Origin of the sequence: Agathobaculum sp. NTUH-O15-33 (genome assembly GCF_033193315.1) — a bacterium.
Taxonomy (GTDB): Bacteria; Bacillota; Clostridia; order Oscillospirales; family Butyricicoccaceae; genus Agathobaculum; species Agathobaculum faecihominis_A.
This window is the reverse complement of sequence record NZ_CP136187.1, coordinates 1,281,358-1,300,491: the sequence shown is the minus strand read 5'-3', so window position 1 is coordinate 1,300,491 and position 19,134 is coordinate 1,281,358. Positions and strand designations below refer to the sequence as shown.

The following is a 19,134-nucleotide window of genomic DNA, read 5'->3' as shown; positions in this document are numbered from 1 at the left end:
CCGAAAATCCGGTGGATTCTCGAAAAGCCTGTCATTCCTTACGCACTTTTCCGCGATGAGGCATAAAAAAACACACACCACCCGCCGCGCGCCCATGCGCATCCACGTTTTGGTGTGTGTTTTTCTAATTTGTTGTCTTATTCTACGCTTTTCTCCGGCGCCATCCCGAGCGAAACGAAGGATGACCATGGGATAGGCCTTATTCGTCCTGCCCGGTCAGCTTTTTCCGGTAGGCGTTCGGGCTCTGCCCGGTCTTGCGCTTGAACACCTTGCAAAAATGCTGGTAATCGATAAACCCGGCCTGCCGCGCAATGCTCTTCACCGTGTCCCACCGGTTTTTGCGCATCAATTCGCGCACCTGCGCAAGGCGCAGCTCGGTCAGGTATTCGACAAAGCCCGCGCCCATTTCCTGCTTAAAGCGCGCGCTGAGGTAGTTGGGCGACAGTGAAACGCGCGCGGCGACCTCGGACAGGGTGACGGGCTGCGCGAAATGCTGCTGCAAATACCGCGCCGCCTCGGCAACCGCGGGCGAGACCTCGCCCGGCAGGGCCGCCCCGCCGCCTTGCCGCAACAGGCCCGCGTATTCGTCCAGCGCGCGCCGCAGGGCCGCGAAGCTGTCGATCTGCGCGTACGCCGCCTGCTGGCGCGCCAGCCCCGCCGCCGCGTCGCACCGGCGCAGCCAATCAACCGCCGCGCCCGGCATCACCCGCGCTTTTTTCACCGCTTCGGCGGCGCGCTCCACCGCCTCGTTAAGCGCGGGCTCGCCGCCCGCTTCCAGCAGCCGCGGCAGCGCGCGGGCCAGCCTTTCCGCTTCGGGCGGGCAGCCGTCCGTCATGGCGCGCGTATCCTCGTACCGCCAAACGCCCTCGCGGTAAAACGCGGCCAAGAGCGCGCGGTCGGCCTGACGGACGGCGCGCGCGATCGAGCCGTCCCCGTCGCAAAGCGAGCTGACCCCGCAGCTCACGCGGAGCTGCAAATACTGCCACGCGTAGCTGTCTATCACGTGGCACAGCGTATCGGCCAGCTCCTGCTGGCGGCTCCGGGAAGGGTAGCCGGTCATATCCATAAGAAACACGCAGGCCGTTTTGCGCACGGGCACCGCGTCCGCGTGGTTGCCCACCGCCACCTGCTGGCACAGCTCGAAAAAGCGCGGCGCCTTCTCCGCCTCGGCCTGCGCAAGGCGCGCCTGCACGGCCACGCACTGGCGGTAGGAGCCGGAAAAGCGCGCGGCCTCGATCATGGCGAGCTGCTCCTCGAACGGGCACCGGTCCATGGCCAGCAGCTTTTGGAGCGCTTCGCGCCGCGCCTGCCGCAGGCCCTTTTCCAGTATCGCGTCCATTTCGCCCTGCTTGCCCGCTTTGTTTTGCCGCTTTTGCGTGCTTTCCGCCACGGCGGCGAGCGCGGTGCGCAGCGTGTCCGGGCTCAAGTGGTTTTTCAGCAGATATTCGTCCGCGCCAAGCCGCATCGCGGTTTTGACATACTCAAAATCATCGTGACAGCTGAGCATGATCACGCCGCCGTCAAACCCGCGCTCCTTAAGGCGGCCCAGCAGGTCGATGCCGTTCATCACCGGCATGGATACGTCGGCAATCACCAGATCGGGCGAAAACTGCTCGAACAGGGAGAGCGCCTCCTCCCCGTCGCGCGCGTCGCCGACGACCTGATAGCCGTCCGCTTCCCACGGGATCATCTGCTTTAGAAACATCCGCACCAACGCGTCGTCGTCCGCGATCAATACCTTGGTCATCGTTGATTTCCCCGTTCCTCTAAAAAGTCCGCAATGTTGTCCGCCGTGATCAGGCGGCTTTCCACATAGACGTTGCCGGCCTTTTCGCCGTCCAGCACGCGCAGCACGGTCTCTATGGCCTTTTCCCCGATCTCATAGCCGGACTGGGTGATGAGCGCGTCCAGCGAGCCCTCCTGCACGGCCTTGAGCGCGTCGTCCTGCGTATCGACCGCGATGATGCACAGGTCGTCCGCGCCCCGCTCCTGCCGGGCGGCCGCCGCGCCGAGGCCCATCGCGGCGCTGGCGCAGAAAATGCCGCGCACGCCCTGTTCCAGAAGCGTTTCCGTGGTCTCCATCGCGTCGGCAAAGCCGCTGTTTTCCATGCGCACGGCGAGCGGGGCGCTTTCGCGCTCCTGCATGCGGCGGCGGAACTCGCCCACGCGGTCGACGGTCTGCGCCTGCACGGCCGCGCCCGCGATCACCGCGCAGGACGCGCCCGGCCCGACGTGCTCCACCAGATAATCCGCCGCCATCGCGCCCACGGTCTTGTTATCCGAACCGATATACGGGATATCGCGGTCGATCGCGCGGGTATCCGCGGTGAACAGCGGCAGGCCCTGTTCCGCCGCCTGATCGGCAAACCAGCCGGTGCTCGTCGAATTGCAGGGCGCGACGATCAGCGCGTCGATATCGGAGGCAAGCATATCGCGGATGAACACCGCCTGTTCCTCTTCCGCCCATTCGTTGCTGGGGTATAGAAGCGTCAGCGCCGCGCCATGCTCCTTGGCCGTGTTTTCCATGCCCGAGCGTATCTCCTGCCAATGCTCGCTGTCCATGGTTTTGAGCACCACGCCGATGCGGCGCGTGTGGTCCTCGCTCAGCAGCGTGCCCTCCGCGCAGCCGGTGCAGACGAGCGGCAGCGCGGCGCAGAGAAGCGCTATCAGCGCCCTTTTCAGTTGCTTCACGGCGCGTCCTCCCCTTCCGTGCCCCGGTTCGCGGGCAGCTCGATCACGTACCGCGCGCCCTCGCCCGGCGCGGTATATAGCTCAAAGCGCATGCTCGCGCCGTAAAACAAGCGGAGCCGGTCGACGGTGTTGGACACGCCGATGCCGTTGAACTGCCGCTTTTCATCCGGGTTTTTGCGCAGCAGCAGGTCCCGCTCGTCCTCCGTCATGCCCTTGCCGTTGTCGCTAACGGCGATGTGCAGCATGCCGCCGATCAGGCGCGCCTCCACGCGGATTTCATTGTCGCCGCGCTTGGCGTCCATGCCGTGCAAGATCGCGTTTTCAATGAGCGGCTGCAAGAGAAAGCGCGGCACCAGACACGCCCGCGCCTCCTCCGCCGCCTCATAGGTAAAGGTGAAGCAGTCCATATAGCGGTAGCGCTGCAACGAGGTGTAATCCTTCAGCAGCTCGATCTCCTGCCAAAGCGGAATGAAATCGCCGGTCTTGTTTAGGGAGGCTTCCAGCAGCTCGATGAACGCGGCAAGCTGCTCGGCGATCTTCTCGTTGCCCTGCATGATGGCCGCGAAGCGGATGGAATTGAGCGTATTGTACATAAAATGCGGCTTGATCTGGTATTGCAGCGCGTGCAGCTCGGCCTGCCGCGCGTGCGCCTGCTCGGCCAGCACCTGCTGCATCAGCTCCTCGATGCGGGCGACCATGTCGTTGAACTGCGTGCCCAGCCGGTTGAACTCGTCCTCGCGGCGCACCGGGGTGCGCGTTTCAAAATCGCCCGCGCCGACGCGCTCCATCGCGCCGACGAGTTCGCCCAGCGGGCGGTTTAAGTACTGCGAAATGCCGCGCGAAAGCTGCATGATGAGCAGCACGATGAGGAGGAGCACGATGCAGAACAGCCACTGGGTCTGCCGCATGTCCTGCATGAGCAGCGCCCGGCCGGTCAGGCAGAGCAGCGACAGGCCGGAAAACGGCGCGCGCACGACGGCGTAAATGCTTTTCTCGCCGCGGTAGCGGCAATCGCCCACCTCGACGCGGGTCTGCGGCAGGCCCTTGCCGGTCAGCTCCTCGATCGAAATGCCGAAGGCCGACATGCGGCGCGCCGAGCACACCCGCCCGTCCCCCGTCAGCAGGAAATAATCCTGCGCGCTGTCCTGCGCGTCCAAAAGGCCGTAATACAGGCTGCGCTCGGTGACGCTGAGCGCCACGGTGGCGAGCAGCTCGCCCTCCGCCGCGTAAACGGGCTTGGCGTACAAATAGATCAAATTGGTTTCGCCCGCGCCCATGTCGCTCTGCACCCAAGGGGCGAACCCGCCCGGCGTGCCGCCGCCGATCCACGGGTACGCCTCCGTGTCCGCGACCGAAATGACGCTGCGGTATTCCTGCGAGCACACGATCTCCCGCGTGTCCGGCAGGTAGAGAAAAATAGCGTCCACCAGCTCGGGCAGGCTGTTCTGCTCGCTCAGGTAACGCGAGAGCCGCAGCACGTCCTCGTTCTTTCGCTGGGGCAGCGCGGCATAGTCCGCTACCGCCCGCTTCAGCCCCTTTTGCACGCTCAGCTCGGTCGTTTTCTGGTACACGCTGCGCAGGTCCTTGTCGATCTGCTCGGCGCGCAGCGCCATCGATTCGGTCACGGTCTTGGCGTAGTTGGTCTCGATCAGATCGGCGGAAATATAGTAATTGAAAAAGAACAGCAGGCCGACCGCAGGCAGCGCCACCAGCAGGATCGCCAGCATCAGCCGCACCCGAAATTTCATATGCCCGCCCCCCTTTCCGCCGCTTCTATCACAAATTATAGGGAATTTTCCGTGCCCTGTAAAGGAGAATAGAGGAAATTTTTATAAAGCGCCAGTCCGCGCGGGCGAAACGAGGGGGACGGCCATAGCGGCAATGTCGTCAGGTACGGGCAATCTAGTGGCAAATGGGTGGCGAACACCCTATAGGCTCCCCTCAGCGAGGCATATGCGTAAACTTAAGCAATGCGCGGGGGCCAAAGACCGCTTTCTGGCCTTCCCCCCACGAGGGGAAGGTGGCGCGCGCCGTAGGCGCGTGACGAATGGGGGGCGTAACCAATAGCGCACTTTAAGGCCGCCACGCGCATCAATGCTGCCAATTCATGCGCCCCCCATCAGTCACGGCTTCGCCGTGCCAGCTTCCCCTCGTCGGGGGAAGCCCAAAGAGCGCTCTATGCATACGCTGCTTAAGTTTACGCTTATGCCCCACGAGGGGAAGGTGGCGCTACGCCGTATAGGAGTCAGTTATTCTAATCTGAATCACTATGGCGACCTCACCCCGCCGCTGCACGGCTTGCACCTTGCTTGGGCGGCCGGGTGAGTCACCCGGCCCTACATTTGGGCGGAGCGGGCCCCTTCGTAGGGCGGGGTGACCTCACCCCGCCGCTGTACGGTTTGCGCCTTGCTTGGGCGGCCGGGTGAACTTACGCCCGGTACCGCGCCTTTTCCAGAACCATGGGCGTTACCGTGCCCACATAGAACGGGACCGGCGCGCCGGTGATCCGGCCGCCCATGGCGCAAAGGATTTTGACCGTCGTTTCCCTCGCGTCGATATGGATCTGATCGATCCCCTGCGCAAACAGGCTCTCGAGCGAATGCGCGGCCAGCCTTGTGCCGATATGTTGGCCGCGCAGGCTGGGGTCCACCACGAACCGGCCCCAATGCGCCTGCCCGTCCTCCCGCCACGCGGCGACCGCGCCGACGATGCGCCCACCGGCCTCCGCGCACCACCACTGCGGCTGCTTTTCGTCAGGCAAGGCGATATCCCCCGCAGGAATCCGCTGCTCGCCTGTAAAGGCGCTTACCTGCAAGCGCATGATCTGCCGCATATCCGCGCGCGCCGCTTTTCTCATCACTGCTTCCGGCATTTTCACTACCCTCTGTCACAAAATTCCGCCAAATACCCTGCTTCATACGCGGGACCGCACGCATCCGCCGGAGTAAATCGCGGTTTGGCGGCGCTCTACGTATTCTCGCGTATGACTTTGCAAGGATTGCCAAGCGCGATCACGTTGCTCGGTATATCCTTTGTCACAATACTTCCCGCGCCAATCACAACATTGTCGCCGATCGTTACATGCGGCATGATGATTGCCCCGCCGCCTATCCAAACATTGTCTCCTATGACGACCGGCGCCGTCTGCGTTTTGCAAAATTCAAAAGATCCCTCGTTTTTCAGCTCTCCAAACCGTTCCGCCGCATTGGCCGGGTGAAAAGCCGTATAGATCTGCACGTTTGGCGCAATCAGCGCGTTATTGCCGATGATGATCTTGTTGTCATCCAAAAAAGTGCAATTCATGTTCACTTCACAGTTATTGCCGAAATAAATATTGTTGCCGTAATCAACAAAAAACGGGGCGGTAATCCATAAGTTTGAACCAAACCCACCCAGCAGTTCCGTTAAAACGCGGTGCTTTTCATCTAAATTTTCCGAATCGATCCGGTTATAATCGCGCACAAGATTTTTTGCCTTATGCCACCGCGTCAGAAGCTCTTCATCGCCGCAGTCATAAAGCTGTCCGGCCAGCATTTTTTCTCTTTCCGTCATATCCAATTCTCCCTAAAAACCAGTTTCATTTTCTGTACTACCGCAGCGCGAAATGGGGGCTTTCAATCATCTCTTTCATCCGGCACAAGCAAAAGGGATGCCCGGCGGGGTCCAGCATCACTTTCCAGCCGTCGGAAAACTGCTGCTCCGCGATCGTCGCGCCGCACTGGACCGCGTGCACCACCGCCTTTTCCACATCGTTCACGGCAAAGTCCAAGTGCGCCATTTGCTGCTGCGCTTCGGGCTTGTCCGGCCACACGGGCGGCACATATCCCGGATTGCGCTGGAATAGAATGCCCGGATACGCGCCCTGCTCCGTGCCCGGCGCGCCGACGCAGGCCCAGTCCGCATCATGAAACGGGATTTCCCACTGGAGCAGCGCCGCGTAGAATTTCGCCAGCGCGTAAGGGTCTTTGCAATCCACCGTAAACGTGTACATTTTGATCTTTAATTCGTTATCCATATTGTAACGCTCCTTTTTTGCAGTCGTAATGAAAGCCTTCCGCACAAAGGGAAAGGTTTTACTTTTTGAGTATTCTTTCGAGATAGGCCGCGTCCGCCAAATTCACCGTTTGAAAACGGCCTTTGTAAAACACGGCGTAGTTGTTGAAAACGCAGGGCAATTCCTTGGCCTTTTGCAGCGTGTCCACTTGGAGCAGCGAGACCGGCACCGCGTTTGCTTCGCAATACTGTTTGACCTTTTCAATGTTTTGGCGGATGAAGGGACACTGCATGTCATAATAGATCGTCAGCTCTTGGCTATCAATCGCTTGCTTTTTTGCATTTTGCGCGAACGACGGCTCGGTACCGTCAAAGGAAAGGGCCAGCAATTCGTAGCCGTCCGCCGTGGTATCGACGACCTCGAAGCCGTATTTCTTCGCGAACGACTGGTCGCTCAGCCACGATTTTTGCTTTTTCGCGCCCAGCATGCAAACGCCGGACCGGCCCTTTTCTCTGGCGTCGGCTAGGCAATGCTCCATCAGCCGCTTGCCGTAGCCTTTTCCCTTGTAATCGCCGGTAGCCCATAAGCAGTAGATATACTCGTAGTTTTTTCCCGTGACCGGCACCCAAGCGGTTTCAAGCGGCGCGTATTCGATAAAGACCGTGGCCTTTTCCCTGAGCTTTCTGAAAACATGGCCTTCCTTGATGCGTTCGGCCAGCCATTGCCGCTTCGCCTCCACACCCGGATGGGGCTTTTTGCTGCGGATGATGCAGCATAAATGCTCGTCCGCGAGGTTTTCCAAAGTTAAGGTTATAAATTCTTCATTCATGTGCGCCCTCGATTCAAGTTCCGATCAGGCCGTCGCTGAAGCGCTTCAAATCGCGCTTGACCGCGTCGGTCAGCCGGTTATATTCGATGCCGTCAATCGCCCCTTGGAGCGTGTATAAATGAACCAGACAAACATGCGGAAACCGCACTTTCAAACGTAAAAACGCTTCTTTGCTTCCGGTTTGTATCAGCTCTTCCGCCGAACCGATCCCAATCGCTTCGAGTTTTCTTTCCATTTCTTTTCCAATGTTTCGCATGGAGGCCAATTTGGCCATGCCGATCACATCCTTTTTCTATATTCCTTTTGCGCCGCGCCGGGCGGCGTTTCGCTTTTCGATCGCGGTCGAAAAGAAATCGCGGTCCGGACCAGCTTCTCTTGGCCTTCGGCCAATTCACCTTCTCGCGCCCTACAATTTCCTGTGTTGGCGATACCGTTTTGTCTTGCCTGACCTTATCTCAATGACATTGACCCTTCCATCTTAACACAAACGCTGGGGCTTGGGAACCACCTTGGCCGGACAATCGCGCGGACAAGGCTTGCTTTGTTCCAATTTCACAGCCTTGTCACGCCATACACACAATGTGCTCTTGTTAAAAATGCAAATTTGCGCTATATTTAATATAGTAACGCAAGAAAGGGGGCATTCCAAGTATGCGGGAAAGAGAAATAGGGGCCTTGGAAAAGGACCGCGCTTTTGAGGACCTGACGCATCGTATTTCCGAAATGGAAGCCGCTTTAACAAAGGCGCGGGCTGATTTGGAGATGCTTTCCCACGCCGTGATCGGCGGCACGGCCCGGCTGGCCGTTGAGGACGACTTACGCATCATCGCCGCGTCGGAGGGGTATTACAAAATGATCGGCTACTCCGAGGAGGAGAGCGCGAAAGGCCCCGTCCACAGCCGGGGGATCAACCTTGTTTTGCCGCAGGACCGCGCCGCCGTGGCCCAAATCTTGCGGCAACTGCTTACGGCCAATAAGGCCGCGAGCGTCAGCTATCGCATTCGCAAGAAGGACGGTTCGATCGCTTGGAACACCGCCTACTGCTCCGGCATTCTTGAGATCGACGGTGAAAAGGTGATCGACGTATTTTTCGCGGACACGACGGAGCCCCACAACACCCAAGCCGCCTTGCAAAGCCTTTTGGACAATATCCCGGCGGGCGTTGTGCGGGCGTCCGTTGCGGACGACATCACCATTGAATACGCCAATCAGGAGTTTTACCGCCAGATCGGTTACACGCCCGCGGAATTTGACAGCGGCGAGATCGCGCGGCGGTATCTGCGCATCGTGCACCCGGCGGACCGGGCGGATGTGCTTGCCAAGGCGCGGCGCTATGTCGAAACCGAGCGGGACTGCATGTCGCTGAGCTACCGCATCCTCACCAAGCAGGGCGAAAAGCGGTGGATTTTAGCCAAGGCTTCGCGCCTGACGGGCTTTACCGATCCCGATATGGCCATGCAGGTCATCCTGACCGATATCACCGAGGAGCAAAAGCAGAAAAAGGCGATCGCCCTGAACGAGGAATGCTACCGCATCATCTCCGAGCAGACCCGCGACACCGTGTTTGAATGGGATATTGTGCACGATCAGATCCGCTTTTCCCCGATGTATGAGAAGATGTTCGGCTTTCGCCCGCCGGAAAACGTATCGATCGCCAATCTTACAGAGTTCGATATCATTTACGAAGCGGATAAGCCGCAGGTGCAGCGCATGATCCGGCAAATCCTGAGCGGCGTGCCGCACGCGGCGGCGGAGTACCGCGCCAAGTGCGCGGACGGCTCGTACCTTTGGTGCCGGAACCAGACGACGACCATCTTTGACGACGAGAACAAGCCGGTGCACGTGATCGGTCTGCTGACCGATATCAACGACCTGAAGCGCGAAAACGCCAGCCTGCAGGAGCAGGCCAGCCGGGATTCCATGACCAACCTGCTCAACCGCATGGCCATGCAAGAGCAGGTGGAACGCCGCCTTTTGTGTAAGCCCGACCGGCAATACGCGTTTTTGCTGCTCGATATCGACCGGTTCAAGTTAATCAACGATCAATTCGGCCACGTGACGGGCGACGCCGTGCTGCGCTGGGTCGCCGCCTACCTGACCGAGCACTTCCGCGAGAACGATCTGATCGGCCGCTTGGGCGGGGATGAATTCTGCGTGTTCCTGACCGGCATCGCATCCGAACAGGCGATCCAAGAGAAAATGCGGCGGCTGGTTCAGGCGATCCGCAAGGCTTCTCAGTTCGATCAGACTATCCCGCCCGTTTCGGTCAGTCTGGGGGTGGCGTTCTATCCCGGCGACAGCCGCGCGTTTCTGGAGCTTTACCAGCACGCGGACGCGGCCCTGTACCAAGTAAAACGAGCCGGCGGGAACGGCGCCGCCTTTTACGGGCGGGACTGACCCGTTACCCCCCAACCCTTTGCGAAAATAAGAGCAAGCATCCTACCGATATCACAAAAGGGATGCGACGAAACGTCGCATCCCTTTTGTTTACGGTTTACGCGGGCGGCGGGCTTTTGTTTTTCCATACCATCCGCGCGAGGTAGAGGAGGAGCAGCAGAACCCACGAAAACGCCTCCGCGTACGCGATGATCATGTTGCCGAACAGCCCGGCCAGCGCGTAGGACAGGATAATGCGGGACAGCAGCGACAGGACGCCCGCCGCGCTGGAATAAAGCACATCGCCCAGCCCCTCCAAATAGCCGCGCATCGCGGTGGCCATGCCAAAGACCAAGTAAAAGCTGGCGATGCGGCGGAAAAAGCGCCAGCCGATCTCGGTCGACTCCGGCCCCACGCCAAACATGGCGATCAAATGGCCGCCCGTTTGGATGACCAGCGCGGTAAGCAAAAGGGATACCACGGCCATCATGACCGCGCCGACGGCAAACACCTTTTTGGTGCGCGCTTTCTCGCCCGCGCCATAGTTTTGCGCCACAATGGTCGAGATGCCCGAGCCGAGGTTGATGACCGGCAGCAAAACCATGGTATCCACGCGGTAGGCCGTCGTGATGGCCGCGACCGTTTGCGTGCCGAACCCGTTCATGAAGTTTTGCAGGAGCAGGCTGCCGAAGGCGCTCACGCTGGATTGGATCATGGGCGGCACGCCCAGACGAACGCCCTGCGCCAGCGCCCACCGATCCAGCGCCCTTTTGCCGGGGCGAAAGCGCAGCATGCGGTGCTTTTTCACGCTGTACGCGATCAAAAACACGGTCATGACCGCCTGCGCGGCGACCGTGGCGGCCGCCGCGCCCGCAACGCCCCAGCGCAGCCGCGCGACAAACAGAACATCCAGCGCCACATTGACGGCGGAGGACAAGACGATCGCCAGAAAGGGCGCGCGGCTGTCTCCGACGCCGCGCAAAGCGGCGGCGTATACGTTATAAACCGCTAAAAAGGGCACGCCGATCAGCACGATGCGCAAATAGCTTTGCGCCATTTGCACGGTGTCCGCGGTCGTGTGCATCAGGCGGAGCAGCGGCCCCGTCAGCCCGATCCCCGCACCGGCCAGCGCCAGAAAGGCCGCGCCCAAAAGCGCCGCGAAGGTGGCGAGGATTTTGGGGATGGCCTCGGTTTCCCCGGCCCCGAACTTTTGCGCGAACAGGATGCAAAGGCCCAGCGTGAATCCCGTGATCGCCATGATGTATAGATTGACGACCGTGCCGGTCGCGCCGATCGCGGCGAGCGCCAGCTCGCCGTTCACATTGCCGACGATGAACGCGTCCGCCCAGTTATAAAGCTGTTGCAGCACGCCGCTCAGAATCAGCGGCAGGCTGAATCGGAGCAAAATAGAAGCGATGCTTTGCTTTTTCTCCCCCTGCAAGCGTCTTGCCCTCCCCCCATAAAGAAAAAGGGAGCGTTGTAAAATAAAAGAATTTCCGTATGTCATTCTGAACGAAGTGAAGAATCTCGCGCGAACGCGCGGACTTTACGTGGGTTTCGCGCGTTCGCGCGAGATTCTTCGTCGCTTCGCTCCTCAGAATGACAAGGATTTGAAACATTCTTTTATTTTGCAACGCTCCCTAGGTGCTCACCCGGTAAATTCCATCTACAGGTGTATTGTAGCAAATTTCCGGGGCATATTCAAGCCGCTTTTTCCGCGCGTCATTTGGGCGTGTTCCCGCCCCGCCTTTTGATCAGCGCGCCGATGCCGGCCCCGGCCGCCATGCCGAGGAGCAGCCCGTAGCACATCGCCGTGCCCTGCGACCCCTGTGCCCGGCCGGCCATTGCCCCGGCCGCGACGCCAAGGCCCGCTCCGATCAGCATCCATATGACGGCCGCGTTGTTCTTTTTACCGTTTTCGTCCATCATTTTGCTCCTTCTCTCCGATCGTGTTTGTATTGCACCGGTCAGCTGCATTTAGCGGCTAACAAGATCTGAATGTCGTCCAAATGCTGCTGATCGATCACGCGGTACTGGAGCCAGCCGCCGTCGCCGCACCGATACTTATGGTCGATCTCGTCACGCGTATACGGCCGCACCTGCCCGTATACGGCGGCAAACTGCTCGTTTGACAGGCGTAGCATCACGGTAAACGCACCGGCCTCGGCAAACACGTTGCATATCAGCTTTTTCTTTTTCCGGTGGGCGACGCCCCAGCCGTATCGGTTGCCATAGGGGAACGTAATCTGCCGCTCCGTCCCGTAGGTCTGAGAAAGCCATTCGTTCAGCAGGGTAAACCGCGCCGCGTTTTCGCCGCAGTAGGCTGTCATTTCCGCGATGGACGGAGCGGTTTGCTTATCCAGCATTCTTTCGTACATGGTAGCGTCCTCCCTTATTTTGTGCGTGATGCGCCCTTTCTATCAGGCGTAATGATATTTTGTCCGCTTGCGCGCAAGAAACCATACCGTGACGAGCAGCGCCAGCAGCTCGGCCGCGACGATGGCGAGCCAGATGCCGTCCACCCCGAAAACCAGCGGCAGCAGCAGCACCGCCGCGACTTGGAACAGCAGCGTGCGCAAAAAGGAGATCAGCGCGGAAACAAGCCCGTCGCCTAGCGCGGTGAAGAACGCCGAACCGAAGATGTTGAACCCGTTCATCAGGAAGGACAGCGCGTACAAACGGAAGCCGTGGCGCGTCAGCTCCATCAGCCCCGCGTCGTAGCCGACGAACACCGTGGCCAGCGGCGCGGCAAGCGCCTCCGCCACGATGGTGAGCGTGAACGCCGCCAGCGCGACGATGGTCAGGCTTTTGCGGAACAGGTTTTTCAGCTCCGCGTGGTTCGCCGCGCCGTAATGGTAGCTGATCACGGGCGCGCTGCCGATCGCGTATCCCAAAAACATGGCCGCGAAAATAAAGTTCACATACATGATCACGCCGTAGGCGGCCACGCCGTCCTCGCCCGCGACGCTCATGAGCTGGAAGTTATACAGGATGTTGACGAGCGACATCGAGATATTGGTCATCAGCTCGGACGAACCGTTGGTGCAGGCCTTGATTAGGATGCGGCCCTCGAACGAGGCGCGGGTCAGGCGCAGCAGGCTGTCGTTTTTCCGCGCGAAGTAGAGGAGCGGCGCCACGCCGCCCACGACCTGACTGAGCGCGGTGGCGAGCGCCGCGCCCGCCAGCCCCCACCCCAGCGGCACGATGAACACATAGTCCAAAACGATGTTGGTCAGGCCCGCCGCCACCGTCATCGCAAGCCCTAGCTTGGGCTTTTCCGCCGTGACGAAGAAGCTTTGGAACACGTTTTGCAGCATGAACGGGGCCAGCGCGAACAGGATGATCCTGCCGTACAGCACGCAGTTTTCCAGCATTTCGCCTTCCGCGCCCATGGCGGCCGCGATGGGCCGCAGCGCCGCGACGCCGAGCACCGTCAGCACCAGACCGGCGGCGAGCGTCACATAGACCAGCATGGAAAAATAGCGGTTGGCCCGTTCCTTGTCGCCCTCGCCCAGCGTGATCGCGACGATCGCGCTGCCGCCGGTGCCGATCATGAAGCCCAGCGCCGCCATCATCATCAAAAACGGCATGATGAGGTTGAGCGCCGCAAAGGGCGTTTTGCCCACAAAGTTGGAAACGAACAGGCCGTCTATTACGCCGTAGATCGAGGTGAAGATCATCATCACAACGCTCGGCAGCACGAACCGCAGCAGCTTTTTATAAGTAAAATGATCGGATAATTGTATTTTCATTTTTGTCTGAAACTCCTAAACCGTTTGTTCTTGCGGGGTACAAAAAGCGCCCGGTTATCCCCATAACCGAGCGCACTCGACATCTTCTCCGACTGGTTTGGCTCCGGCCAACCGTCCTCCGATGACTGCTATAAAATTTGCTTGGCCTTTGCCCGGAAGCGCTCCACGTACTTGCCGGTCAGCCGCAGCAGCTCGCGGCTTTCCTCGGGCGAAAGCTCTTCAAACGCCAAGTTCTCCATGATCGCCACGGGCAGGATTTTTTCCTCCGCCAGCCTGCGCCCGGCGCCGGTCAAAAAGATCTCGCGGTCCCGGCCCTTGCCGGGCTTCAACACGAGGTAGCCGCCCTGTTCCAGCTTTTGAATGGAGGAATTGATCGTCTGCTTGCTGAGATAGGACATCAGGCAGATATCGCGCTGCAAGCAGCCGTCGCCCATCTCGCAGATCGCGTAAAGGATGATAAACGCGCTGTCCGAAAGACCCATTTTGAGCGACAGGTCGTGGTACAGATCGTCCAGCTCCTTATATAAGCGGTTAAATTCCCGTATGCCCTTCCCTTGCGGAAAATCCACGCGCAGCCCCCCTTGTCCGATTTCGGACTCCTGTATTATAGTCCGATTTCGTACTCGTGTCAAGCCCCAAAAAGCGAATATAAAAAAGAACGCGTTGCGGGTGGTTCCGCAACGCGTTCTTTTCCGTCTATCTCTTCTTCCTTGGTTTCCGGGCGCTTCCGGCGCCGTCCGCGCGGCTTTTTTGGGGCGGGCGCGTCTTTTTGCGCACGCTGTAGCCAAAGCTGCCCAGCTTTTTGCCCAGCTCAAAATATTCGCCGTGGGCGTAGGCCAGCAGGCCCGCCCGGTCGAGATGGAGCTTGCCCGCCCGGTCGATGAGCGATTGCTCCACATCCACCGCCACGATATCCGCCAAAAACATGTCGTGCGAGCCGAGGGGGATTTTCTGCGTGACGCGGCATTCGAGCGCCAGCGGGCTTTCCGCGATCAGCGGACACGGCACCTCCCCGGCCGGTACTGGAGTCAGTCCGGTCAGCGCGAATTTATCCGTATCGCGGCCGCTTTTCACGCCGCACAGGTCGACCGCGCGCACCAGCTTGGCCGTGGGCAGGTTGATGACGAACGCGCCGAGCCGCTCGATCAGGGGGTAGGAAAACCGCTCCGGCCGAACGGCAATATAGGTCTTGGGCGGGATGGTGTTCAAAATGCCCGTCCACGCGATCGTCAATACGTTCGAGCGCTCCATCGTCCCGCACGTCACGAGCGCGGGCGGCACCGGCGCGAGCAGCGCGCCCCCGTTCCATTTTATCTTGCTCAAGCAAAGCCACTTCCTTTTTCCAAGTATCTACTGGCAACAGTATATCGGTTTCCCGCGGCAAAAGCAAGCGCCCGCGCCATGCACGTACGATAACCTGTCGTCACATATCATGAAACGCCGGCGCAGGCCCGATTGTGCTATACTATAATTAACCGGAAGGGGCGAAGGCATATGATCCTCATCGCAAAACCGTTTTCCTCAACGTGGGGCCGCTGTAGACGACTGCGAGGTGCCGCATGAAAAATAAGATATTGCTCAAAACAAACCTGTCGATCTGTCTGGTCATCGTGGTGGGCTTTTTGCTTACCGCGGTGCTCAGCTACCGGATCAACTACCATTCCTCGATCCAAAATATCGTTCAGGTGTCCGATCTTGCGTCCGAGGGCGTCTATTACCAGATGAACACCGCGCTGTCCAAGCCGGTGAACATCTCCCAGACCATGGCGAACAACAGCCTGCTCAAAACGCTTTTGGCGCGGGAGGCGGCGCATTCGGACGACCCCGCGTACATCGGCACCATGCAAAAGCACCTGCTGACCTATCAGCAAAAGTATGCTTACGATTCCGTGTTCCTTGTCTCCGCCGCTTCAAACCGCTATTACAATTTTAACGGTCTGGACCGCGTGCTGGCCCCGGGCAACGCGGAGGACGCGTGGTATTTCGACGATTTCCTGCCCTCCGCCGCAGAATACAGCATGAATGTGGACAACGATCAGGTGGCGGGCGCGGAGGACGCGATCACGCTGTTTGTCAACTGCAAGATATGGGAAGGCGACACGCTGCTGGGCGTGGTCGGCGTCGGCGTGCGCATCGATCACCTGCAAAAGGCGCTGCAAAGCTATCAGGATTCCTTTGACGTGAGCGCCTATTTCGTCGACGACGCGGGCGTCATCCAGCTTGCCGCCTCCCGCTCGGGCTACGAGCGCGTCAACCTGCGCGAGCAGGCCGGATACAGCGCCGCCATCTGCGACAGCATTCTGGGCTGGCGGGAAAGCGAAGCCGCGTCCGGCTTCTGGTCGTTCGACGGCGCCGGGCGCAAGCAGGATTATTTTGTCACCCGCTACCTGCCCGATATCGGCTGGCATCTGGTCGTGGAGCGGGACACCGGCGCGCTCATGGCGGCCTTGCAGCGGCAGCTCAAGCTCTCCATCGCGGTCATTGTCGCCATTATCGCCATCATTTTGCTGGTCATCACCCGCGTCATCCGCGGCTTTGACCGGCGGATCGCGGCCATGGCCCGCGCCAACGAGCAGGAACGGCAAACGCTGTTTGAAAAGGCCACCGGCCAGCTTTTCGACGATATCTACGAGATCGATATCACGCACAACCGCCCATCCGATCAAGTGACCGAGGCTTACTTCGCCCGCCTCGGCGCGCCGCCCGGCACGCCCTACGATCAGGCGCTGCACATGATCGCGGAAAAGCAGATCAAGCCGGAATTCCGGCAGGGCTATCTGGATACCTTTTCCCCCGCGCACGTGCTCCGCGCGTTCGACGAGGGCGCGGAATCGCTGCGCTATGAATTTATGATCGCAAACGACGGGCAAAGCTACTACTGGATGCGGATCACCGCCCGCCTTTTGGTCGCGGAGGGCGACGGCTCGCTCCATATGATGATCTACCGGCAGAACATCGATGAAGAAAAGCGGCGCGAGCAAAAGATGCAGCTGCTCGCCCGCACCGACGAAATGACCGGGCTATTAAACAAGACCGCGACCCAGCGCGCGATCGAAGAGCGGCTTGCCCAAAACCCGGAGGGGCCGCACGCCTTTTTCATTTTCGATATCGACCGGTTTAAGGACGCGAACGACCGCTTCGGCCACGCCTACGGCGACAACGTGATCCGGGATTTTGCCGATATCCTCCGCACGCACTTCCGGCGCGACGATCTGCTGGGCCGTATCGGCGGGGACGAATTTGTGGCCTTTCTGCCCATTCCCAGCACGGCGTGGGCGGCCGACAAGGCCCGCGAGCTGACCGCGGCGCTCGACCGGGATCACACGGAGGGCGAAAGCGTTTGGCACATGACCGCCAGCATCGGCGTGGCCTTTGCCCCGCAGGACGGCGCGGCCTTTGCCGAGCTTTACCGGCGCGCCGACACGGCGCTGTATGTATCCAAAAAGCGGGGCCGCCACCGCTTTACCCTGTATCAAAAGGAGCTCGAAAACGGAGGAGGTACGCGGCAATGATGCAGCAGCAAGTAACGTTACTGGATGAACTAGCCCGGCGCATGGGCTGCGCCTATTTATCCGATCTTCACCGCCAACTGGGCTCGTCGCAGTTCCGGGCCTGTATTTTCAGCATGGAGCCGGGCAAGTACCCGCTCCCCCAGTGGCAGGAAGTCGTGGATTATCTGCTCCGCGGGCAGGCCGCGCCCTGCCCCGACGAAGCCGCCGCCCGCCTGCGCCTGACGCAGGCGGAAGCATAAAGCCTAAGGGGCTGCGACGAAACGCGTTTCGTCGCAGCCCCTTTTTTCATGACAGCAAGCCAAGCCAACGCAGCAGGCAAACGCAGTCCTGAAAGCCCTGCTGGTAAATAGACTCCATGGCAATGGCATTTTCATTGTTTTTTGCAGCGTCAAACCGGTTCAGTAAAAGTTGGTCTCCTTCCAGCCTTTCTTTTAACGACTGGTAAAGCGTCTCGCATTGTTCCGACGCTGCGATGTAATCAGGGTCTGTTTGCTCCCTTTTATATGCTAAACGGTTGCAGGAGCGCAAGCAGCATTCTCTGAAGTTCTCAGCAAATGATTGATATCCGCATTCCATAACATCACGCTTTCTTTTCACAACCGCTTGAAAGATGGAGGACGCATAGTGTATAATATTTATGCGCTCTGCCATTTTGGCGGTTGCGTGTTTTGGGGAAGCGGCGGCTACTCGTATGTTGGACGCCGCTTCCTTATTTTTTGTTTTTGAGTTCCCTAATTCCGTCCCTTATGCCCTCCGGTCGTTTCAAACCTTTTCTTTGGCAATAATCTATCAAGGTCTTGAAATCCTCCTCATTGAGCCGGGCGTCGATCTTATAGGGCTTGGGATCGGTCGTAGGTCTCCCCATTTTTTTAGGCAAAAGTCGAGCATAAAAAGGGCGCGTTGCAAAATAAAAGAATGTTCCAAATTCTTGTCATTCTGAGGAGCGAAGCGACGTAGAATCTCGCGCGAACGCGCGGCTTTCACGTTCATTCCGCGCGTTCGCGCGAGATTCTTCACTTCGTTCAGAATGACATACGGAATTTCTTTTATTTTGCAACGCGCTCTTTTTCGTCAAGCCCTTGCGCTCAACCGCCCAGCGTGACGTCTTGCTTTTGGTACCACTGGAGCGCCTGCGAGAAGTCCTCCTGCTGAAAATCCGGCCACAGGCGGTCCACGACGAAGAAATCCGCATACACCGCCTGCACCGGCAGAAAGCCGGATAAACGCCGCATACCGCCCCACCGGATCACCAGATCGACCCGCGACACATCGTGCGAGCAGAGCGCGCCGTGAATCTTCCGGCGGTCCTTGCCGGGCGCTTCCAAGCCCGCCAAATCCCATTCCCAGCCGTAGTTCACCAGAAAATTAACCCGCGTGCCGCCGCCGTTCAGATCGGTTCGCGTTGTGTACGGCATCAGCGCTTGCGGAAACGCTTTGGCCTGTGTATTGCCGACGACCAAAAGCGAAACCGGTTCGGACGCGATCAATTCCACCGCGTCCACACAGGCGCGTGAAAACGCCGCGACCTGCTCCGCGGGCCGCCCGCAGTTGTCGGTCGTAAAGCCGTAAAAGGTAATTTCCTCCACACCGGCGTCACGCGCTAGCTTCAGCACTTCCAAACCGGGCGTCAAGCCGTGCGCGTATCCGTCCTTCTTGTGCATCCCGGCGCCTTGCGCCCAGCGCCTGTTTCCATCCGGGATAATCCCAATATGTTTCGGTATTCTCAAACCGCCACCTTCTTTCCAAAATTAGTATTTGGATATAATCAGGCTTTATCCAAAGAAAAAGCAGCTTCGTTTCCGAAGCTGCTTTCAGGCTGTCAAAAAACAAGTTTTGACAGCCTGTCGATCGAAACAAAGCCCCATTTCGATCGAGTATTCCGGCTTCTGCGCGCGCCTTACAGGCAGAAGGTGAATTGCCCCTTTGGGGCAAGAGAAGCCGGCCTGGGCCGCACTTGAAGTCGGTTTGTATAAAAAGCCA

General features: G+C 59.3%; 19 protein-coding genes. 3 read left to right on the top strand and 16 right to left on the bottom strand.

Annotated features, from left to right (window positions below; all coding sequences use genetic code 11):
• Positions 1-199: 199 nt before the first annotated feature.
• The 8 genes from RWV98_RS06785 to RWV98_RS06750 all read right to left on the bottom strand — a co-directional run bounded on the left by RWV98_RS06785 (position 200) and on the right by RWV98_RS06750 (position 7,788).
• A complete protein-coding gene (locus tag RWV98_RS06785; RefSeq protein ID WP_317864707.1) occupies positions 200-1,747 on the bottom strand; it encodes a response regulator in 1,548 nt (515 codons plus the stop codon).
• The gene (locus RWV98_RS06780; RefSeq protein ID WP_317864705.1) at positions 1,744-2,691 is read right to left on the bottom strand and encodes a substrate-binding domain-containing protein; all 948 of its coding nucleotides are present in this window, start codon (positions 2,689-2,691) and stop codon (positions 1,744-1,746) included. The genes RWV98_RS06785 and RWV98_RS06780 overlap by 4 nt, the downstream gene beginning before the upstream one ends.
• Entirely contained in the window at positions 2,688-4,439 is a 1,752-nt protein-coding gene (locus RWV98_RS06775) for a cache domain-containing sensor histidine kinase (RefSeq protein WP_317864703.1), read from the bottom strand. The genes RWV98_RS06780 and RWV98_RS06775 overlap by 4 nt, the downstream gene beginning before the upstream one ends.
• A 680-nt stretch (positions 4,440-5,119) precedes the next feature.
• Positions 5,120-5,563 (bottom strand): GNAT family N-acetyltransferase, encoded by a 444-nt coding sequence (locus tag RWV98_RS06770; protein WP_317864701.1) that lies wholly within the window; start codon positions 5,561-5,563, stop codon positions 5,120-5,122.
• 95 nt (positions 5,564-5,658) lie between these two features.
• Positions 5,659-6,243, bottom strand: a complete 585-nt coding sequence (locus tag RWV98_RS06765; RefSeq protein ID WP_280962793.1) for a sugar O-acetyltransferase — start codon at positions 6,241-6,243, stop codon at positions 5,659-5,661.
• 37 nt (positions 6,244-6,280) lie between these two features.
• Positions 6,281-6,706 (bottom strand): VOC family protein, encoded by a 426-nt coding sequence (locus tag RWV98_RS06760; RefSeq protein ID WP_317864699.1) that lies wholly within the window; start codon positions 6,704-6,706, stop codon positions 6,281-6,283.
• Between the two features lie 58 nt (positions 6,707-6,764).
• Positions 6,765-7,514: a GNAT family N-acetyltransferase gene (locus tag RWV98_RS06755; protein ID WP_317864697.1), complete on the bottom strand. Its 750-nt coding sequence runs from the start codon at positions 7,512-7,514 to the stop codon at positions 6,765-6,767.
• A gap of 13 nt (positions 7,515-7,527) precedes the next feature.
• Entirely contained in the window at positions 7,528-7,788 is a 261-nt protein-coding gene (locus RWV98_RS06750) for a TfoX/Sxy family DNA transformation protein (RefSeq protein ID WP_317864696.1), read from the bottom strand.
• A 377-nt stretch (positions 7,789-8,165) separates the two neighbouring features.
• On the opposite strand from RWV98_RS06750, the gene RWV98_RS06745 reads away from it, so the two are divergent.
• Positions 8,166-9,911, top strand: coding sequence for a sensor domain-containing diguanylate cyclase (locus RWV98_RS06745; RefSeq protein ID WP_317864694.1), 1,746 nt, complete (start codon positions 8,166-8,168; stop codon positions 9,909-9,911).
• A gap of 97 nt (positions 9,912-10,008) precedes the next feature.
• Here the strand turns inward: RWV98_RS06745 and RWV98_RS06740 are convergent, their stop codons facing one another.
• From RWV98_RS06740 to RWV98_RS06715, 6 genes are all read right to left on the bottom strand, one after another.
• Positions 10,009-11,331 (bottom strand): MATE family efflux transporter, encoded by a 1,323-nt coding sequence (locus RWV98_RS06740; protein ID WP_317864692.1) that lies wholly within the window; start codon positions 11,329-11,331, stop codon positions 10,009-10,011.
• A 281-nt stretch (positions 11,332-11,612) separates the two neighbouring features.
• The gene (locus RWV98_RS06735) at positions 11,613-11,819 is read right to left on the bottom strand and encodes a hypothetical protein (protein WP_317864690.1); all 207 of its coding nucleotides are present in this window, start codon (positions 11,817-11,819) and stop codon (positions 11,613-11,615) included.
• A 38-nt stretch (positions 11,820-11,857) separates the two neighbouring features.
• Positions 11,858-12,268: a DUF3788 domain-containing protein gene (locus tag RWV98_RS06730; protein ID WP_317864688.1), complete on the bottom strand. Its 411-nt coding sequence runs from the start codon at positions 12,266-12,268 to the stop codon at positions 11,858-11,860.
• 42 nt (positions 12,269-12,310) lie between these two features.
• On the bottom strand, positions 12,311-13,642 hold the full coding sequence (locus RWV98_RS06725; protein WP_317864686.1) for an MATE family efflux transporter: 1,332 nt from the start codon (positions 13,640-13,642) through the stop codon (positions 12,311-12,313).
• Positions 13,643-13,770: 128 nt separating this feature from the next.
• Positions 13,771-14,211, bottom strand: coding sequence for a MarR family winged helix-turn-helix transcriptional regulator (locus RWV98_RS06720; RefSeq protein WP_317864684.1), 441 nt, complete (start codon positions 14,209-14,211; stop codon positions 13,771-13,773).
• Between the two features lie 127 nt (positions 14,212-14,338).
• On the bottom strand, positions 14,339-14,965 hold the full coding sequence (locus tag RWV98_RS06715) for a flavin reductase family protein (protein ID WP_317864682.1): 627 nt from the start codon (positions 14,963-14,965) through the stop codon (positions 14,339-14,341).
• 236 nt (positions 14,966-15,201) lie between these two features.
• Here RWV98_RS06715 and RWV98_RS06710 point away from each other — a divergent pair, with 236 nt between their 5' ends.
• Together RWV98_RS06710 and RWV98_RS06705 are read left to right on the top strand one after the other, a co-directional pair.
• A complete protein-coding gene (locus RWV98_RS06710) occupies positions 15,202-17,154 on the top strand; it encodes a sensor domain-containing diguanylate cyclase (RefSeq protein ID WP_317864680.1) in 1,953 nt (650 codons plus the stop codon).
• On the top strand, positions 17,151-17,393 hold the full coding sequence (locus RWV98_RS06705) for a hypothetical protein (protein ID WP_317864678.1): 243 nt from the start codon (positions 17,151-17,153) through the stop codon (positions 17,391-17,393). Before RWV98_RS06710 ends, RWV98_RS06705 begins: the two co-directional genes overlap by 4 nt.
• Before the next feature lie 46 nt (positions 17,394-17,439).
• Here the strand turns inward: RWV98_RS06705 and RWV98_RS06700 are convergent, their stop codons facing one another.
• Both RWV98_RS06700 and uppS read right to left on the bottom strand, forming a co-directional pair.
• Positions 17,440-17,730 carry a hypothetical protein gene (locus tag RWV98_RS06700; protein WP_317864676.1) on the bottom strand — a complete coding sequence of 97 codons (291 nt, stop codon included), beginning with the start codon at positions 17,728-17,730 and terminating at the stop codon, positions 17,440-17,442.
• 509 nt (positions 17,731-18,239) lie between these two features.
• Entirely contained in the window at positions 18,240-18,881 is a 642-nt protein-coding gene (uppS, locus tag RWV98_RS06695; RefSeq protein WP_317864674.1) for a polyprenyl diphosphate synthase, read from the bottom strand.
• Between the last annotated feature and the right edge of the window lie 253 nt (positions 18,882-19,134).

Excerpts from the sequence above, each read along its gene's own strand:
- RWV98_RS06785 (WP_317864707.1), bottom strand. The coding sequence starts at position 1,747 with ATGACCAAGGTATTGATCGCGGACGACGACGCGTTGGTGCGGATGTTT.
- RWV98_RS06775 (WP_317864703.1), bottom strand. The coding sequence starts at position 4,439 with ATGAAATTTCGGGTGCGGCTGATGCTGGCGATCCTGCTGGTGGCGCTG.
- RWV98_RS06770 (WP_317864701.1), bottom strand. The coding sequence starts at position 5,563 with ATGCCGGAAGCAGTGATGAGAAAAGCGGCGCGCGCGGATATGCGGCAG.
- RWV98_RS06765 (WP_280962793.1), bottom strand. The coding sequence starts at position 6,243 with ATGACGGAAAGAGAAAAAATGCTGGCCGGACAGCTTTATGACTGCGGC.
- RWV98_RS06760 (WP_317864699.1), bottom strand. The coding sequence starts at position 6,706 with ATGGATAACGAATTAAAGATCAAAATGTACACGTTTACGGTGGATTGC.
- RWV98_RS06755 (WP_317864697.1), bottom strand. The coding sequence starts at position 7,514 with ATGAATGAAGAATTTATAACCTTAACTTTGGAAAACCTCGCGGACGAG.
- RWV98_RS06750 (WP_317864696.1), bottom strand. The coding sequence starts at position 7,788 with ATGGCCAAATTGGCCTCCATGCGAAACATTGGAAAAGAAATGGAAAGA.
- RWV98_RS06745 (WP_317864694.1), top strand. The coding sequence starts at position 8,166 with ATGCGGGAAAGAGAAATAGGGGCCTTGGAAAAGGACCGCGCTTTTGAG.
- RWV98_RS06735 (WP_317864690.1), bottom strand. The coding sequence starts at position 11,819 with ATGATGGACGAAAACGGTAAAAAGAACAACGCGGCCGTCATATGGATG.
- RWV98_RS06730 (WP_317864688.1), bottom strand. The coding sequence starts at position 12,268 with ATGTACGAAAGAATGCTGGATAAGCAAACCGCTCCGTCCATCGCGGAA.
- RWV98_RS06725 (WP_317864686.1), bottom strand. The coding sequence starts at position 13,642 with ATGAAAATACAATTATCCGATCATTTTACTTATAAAAAGCTGCTGCGG.
- RWV98_RS06710 (WP_317864680.1), top strand. The coding sequence starts at position 15,202 with ATGAAAAATAAGATATTGCTCAAAACAAACCTGTCGATCTGTCTGGTC.
- RWV98_RS06705 (WP_317864678.1), top strand. The coding sequence starts at position 17,151 with ATGATGCAGCAGCAAGTAACGTTACTGGATGAACTAGCCCGGCGCATG.
- RWV98_RS06700 (WP_317864676.1), bottom strand. The coding sequence starts at position 17,730 with ATGGAATGCGGATATCAATCATTTGCTGAGAACTTCAGAGAATGCTGC.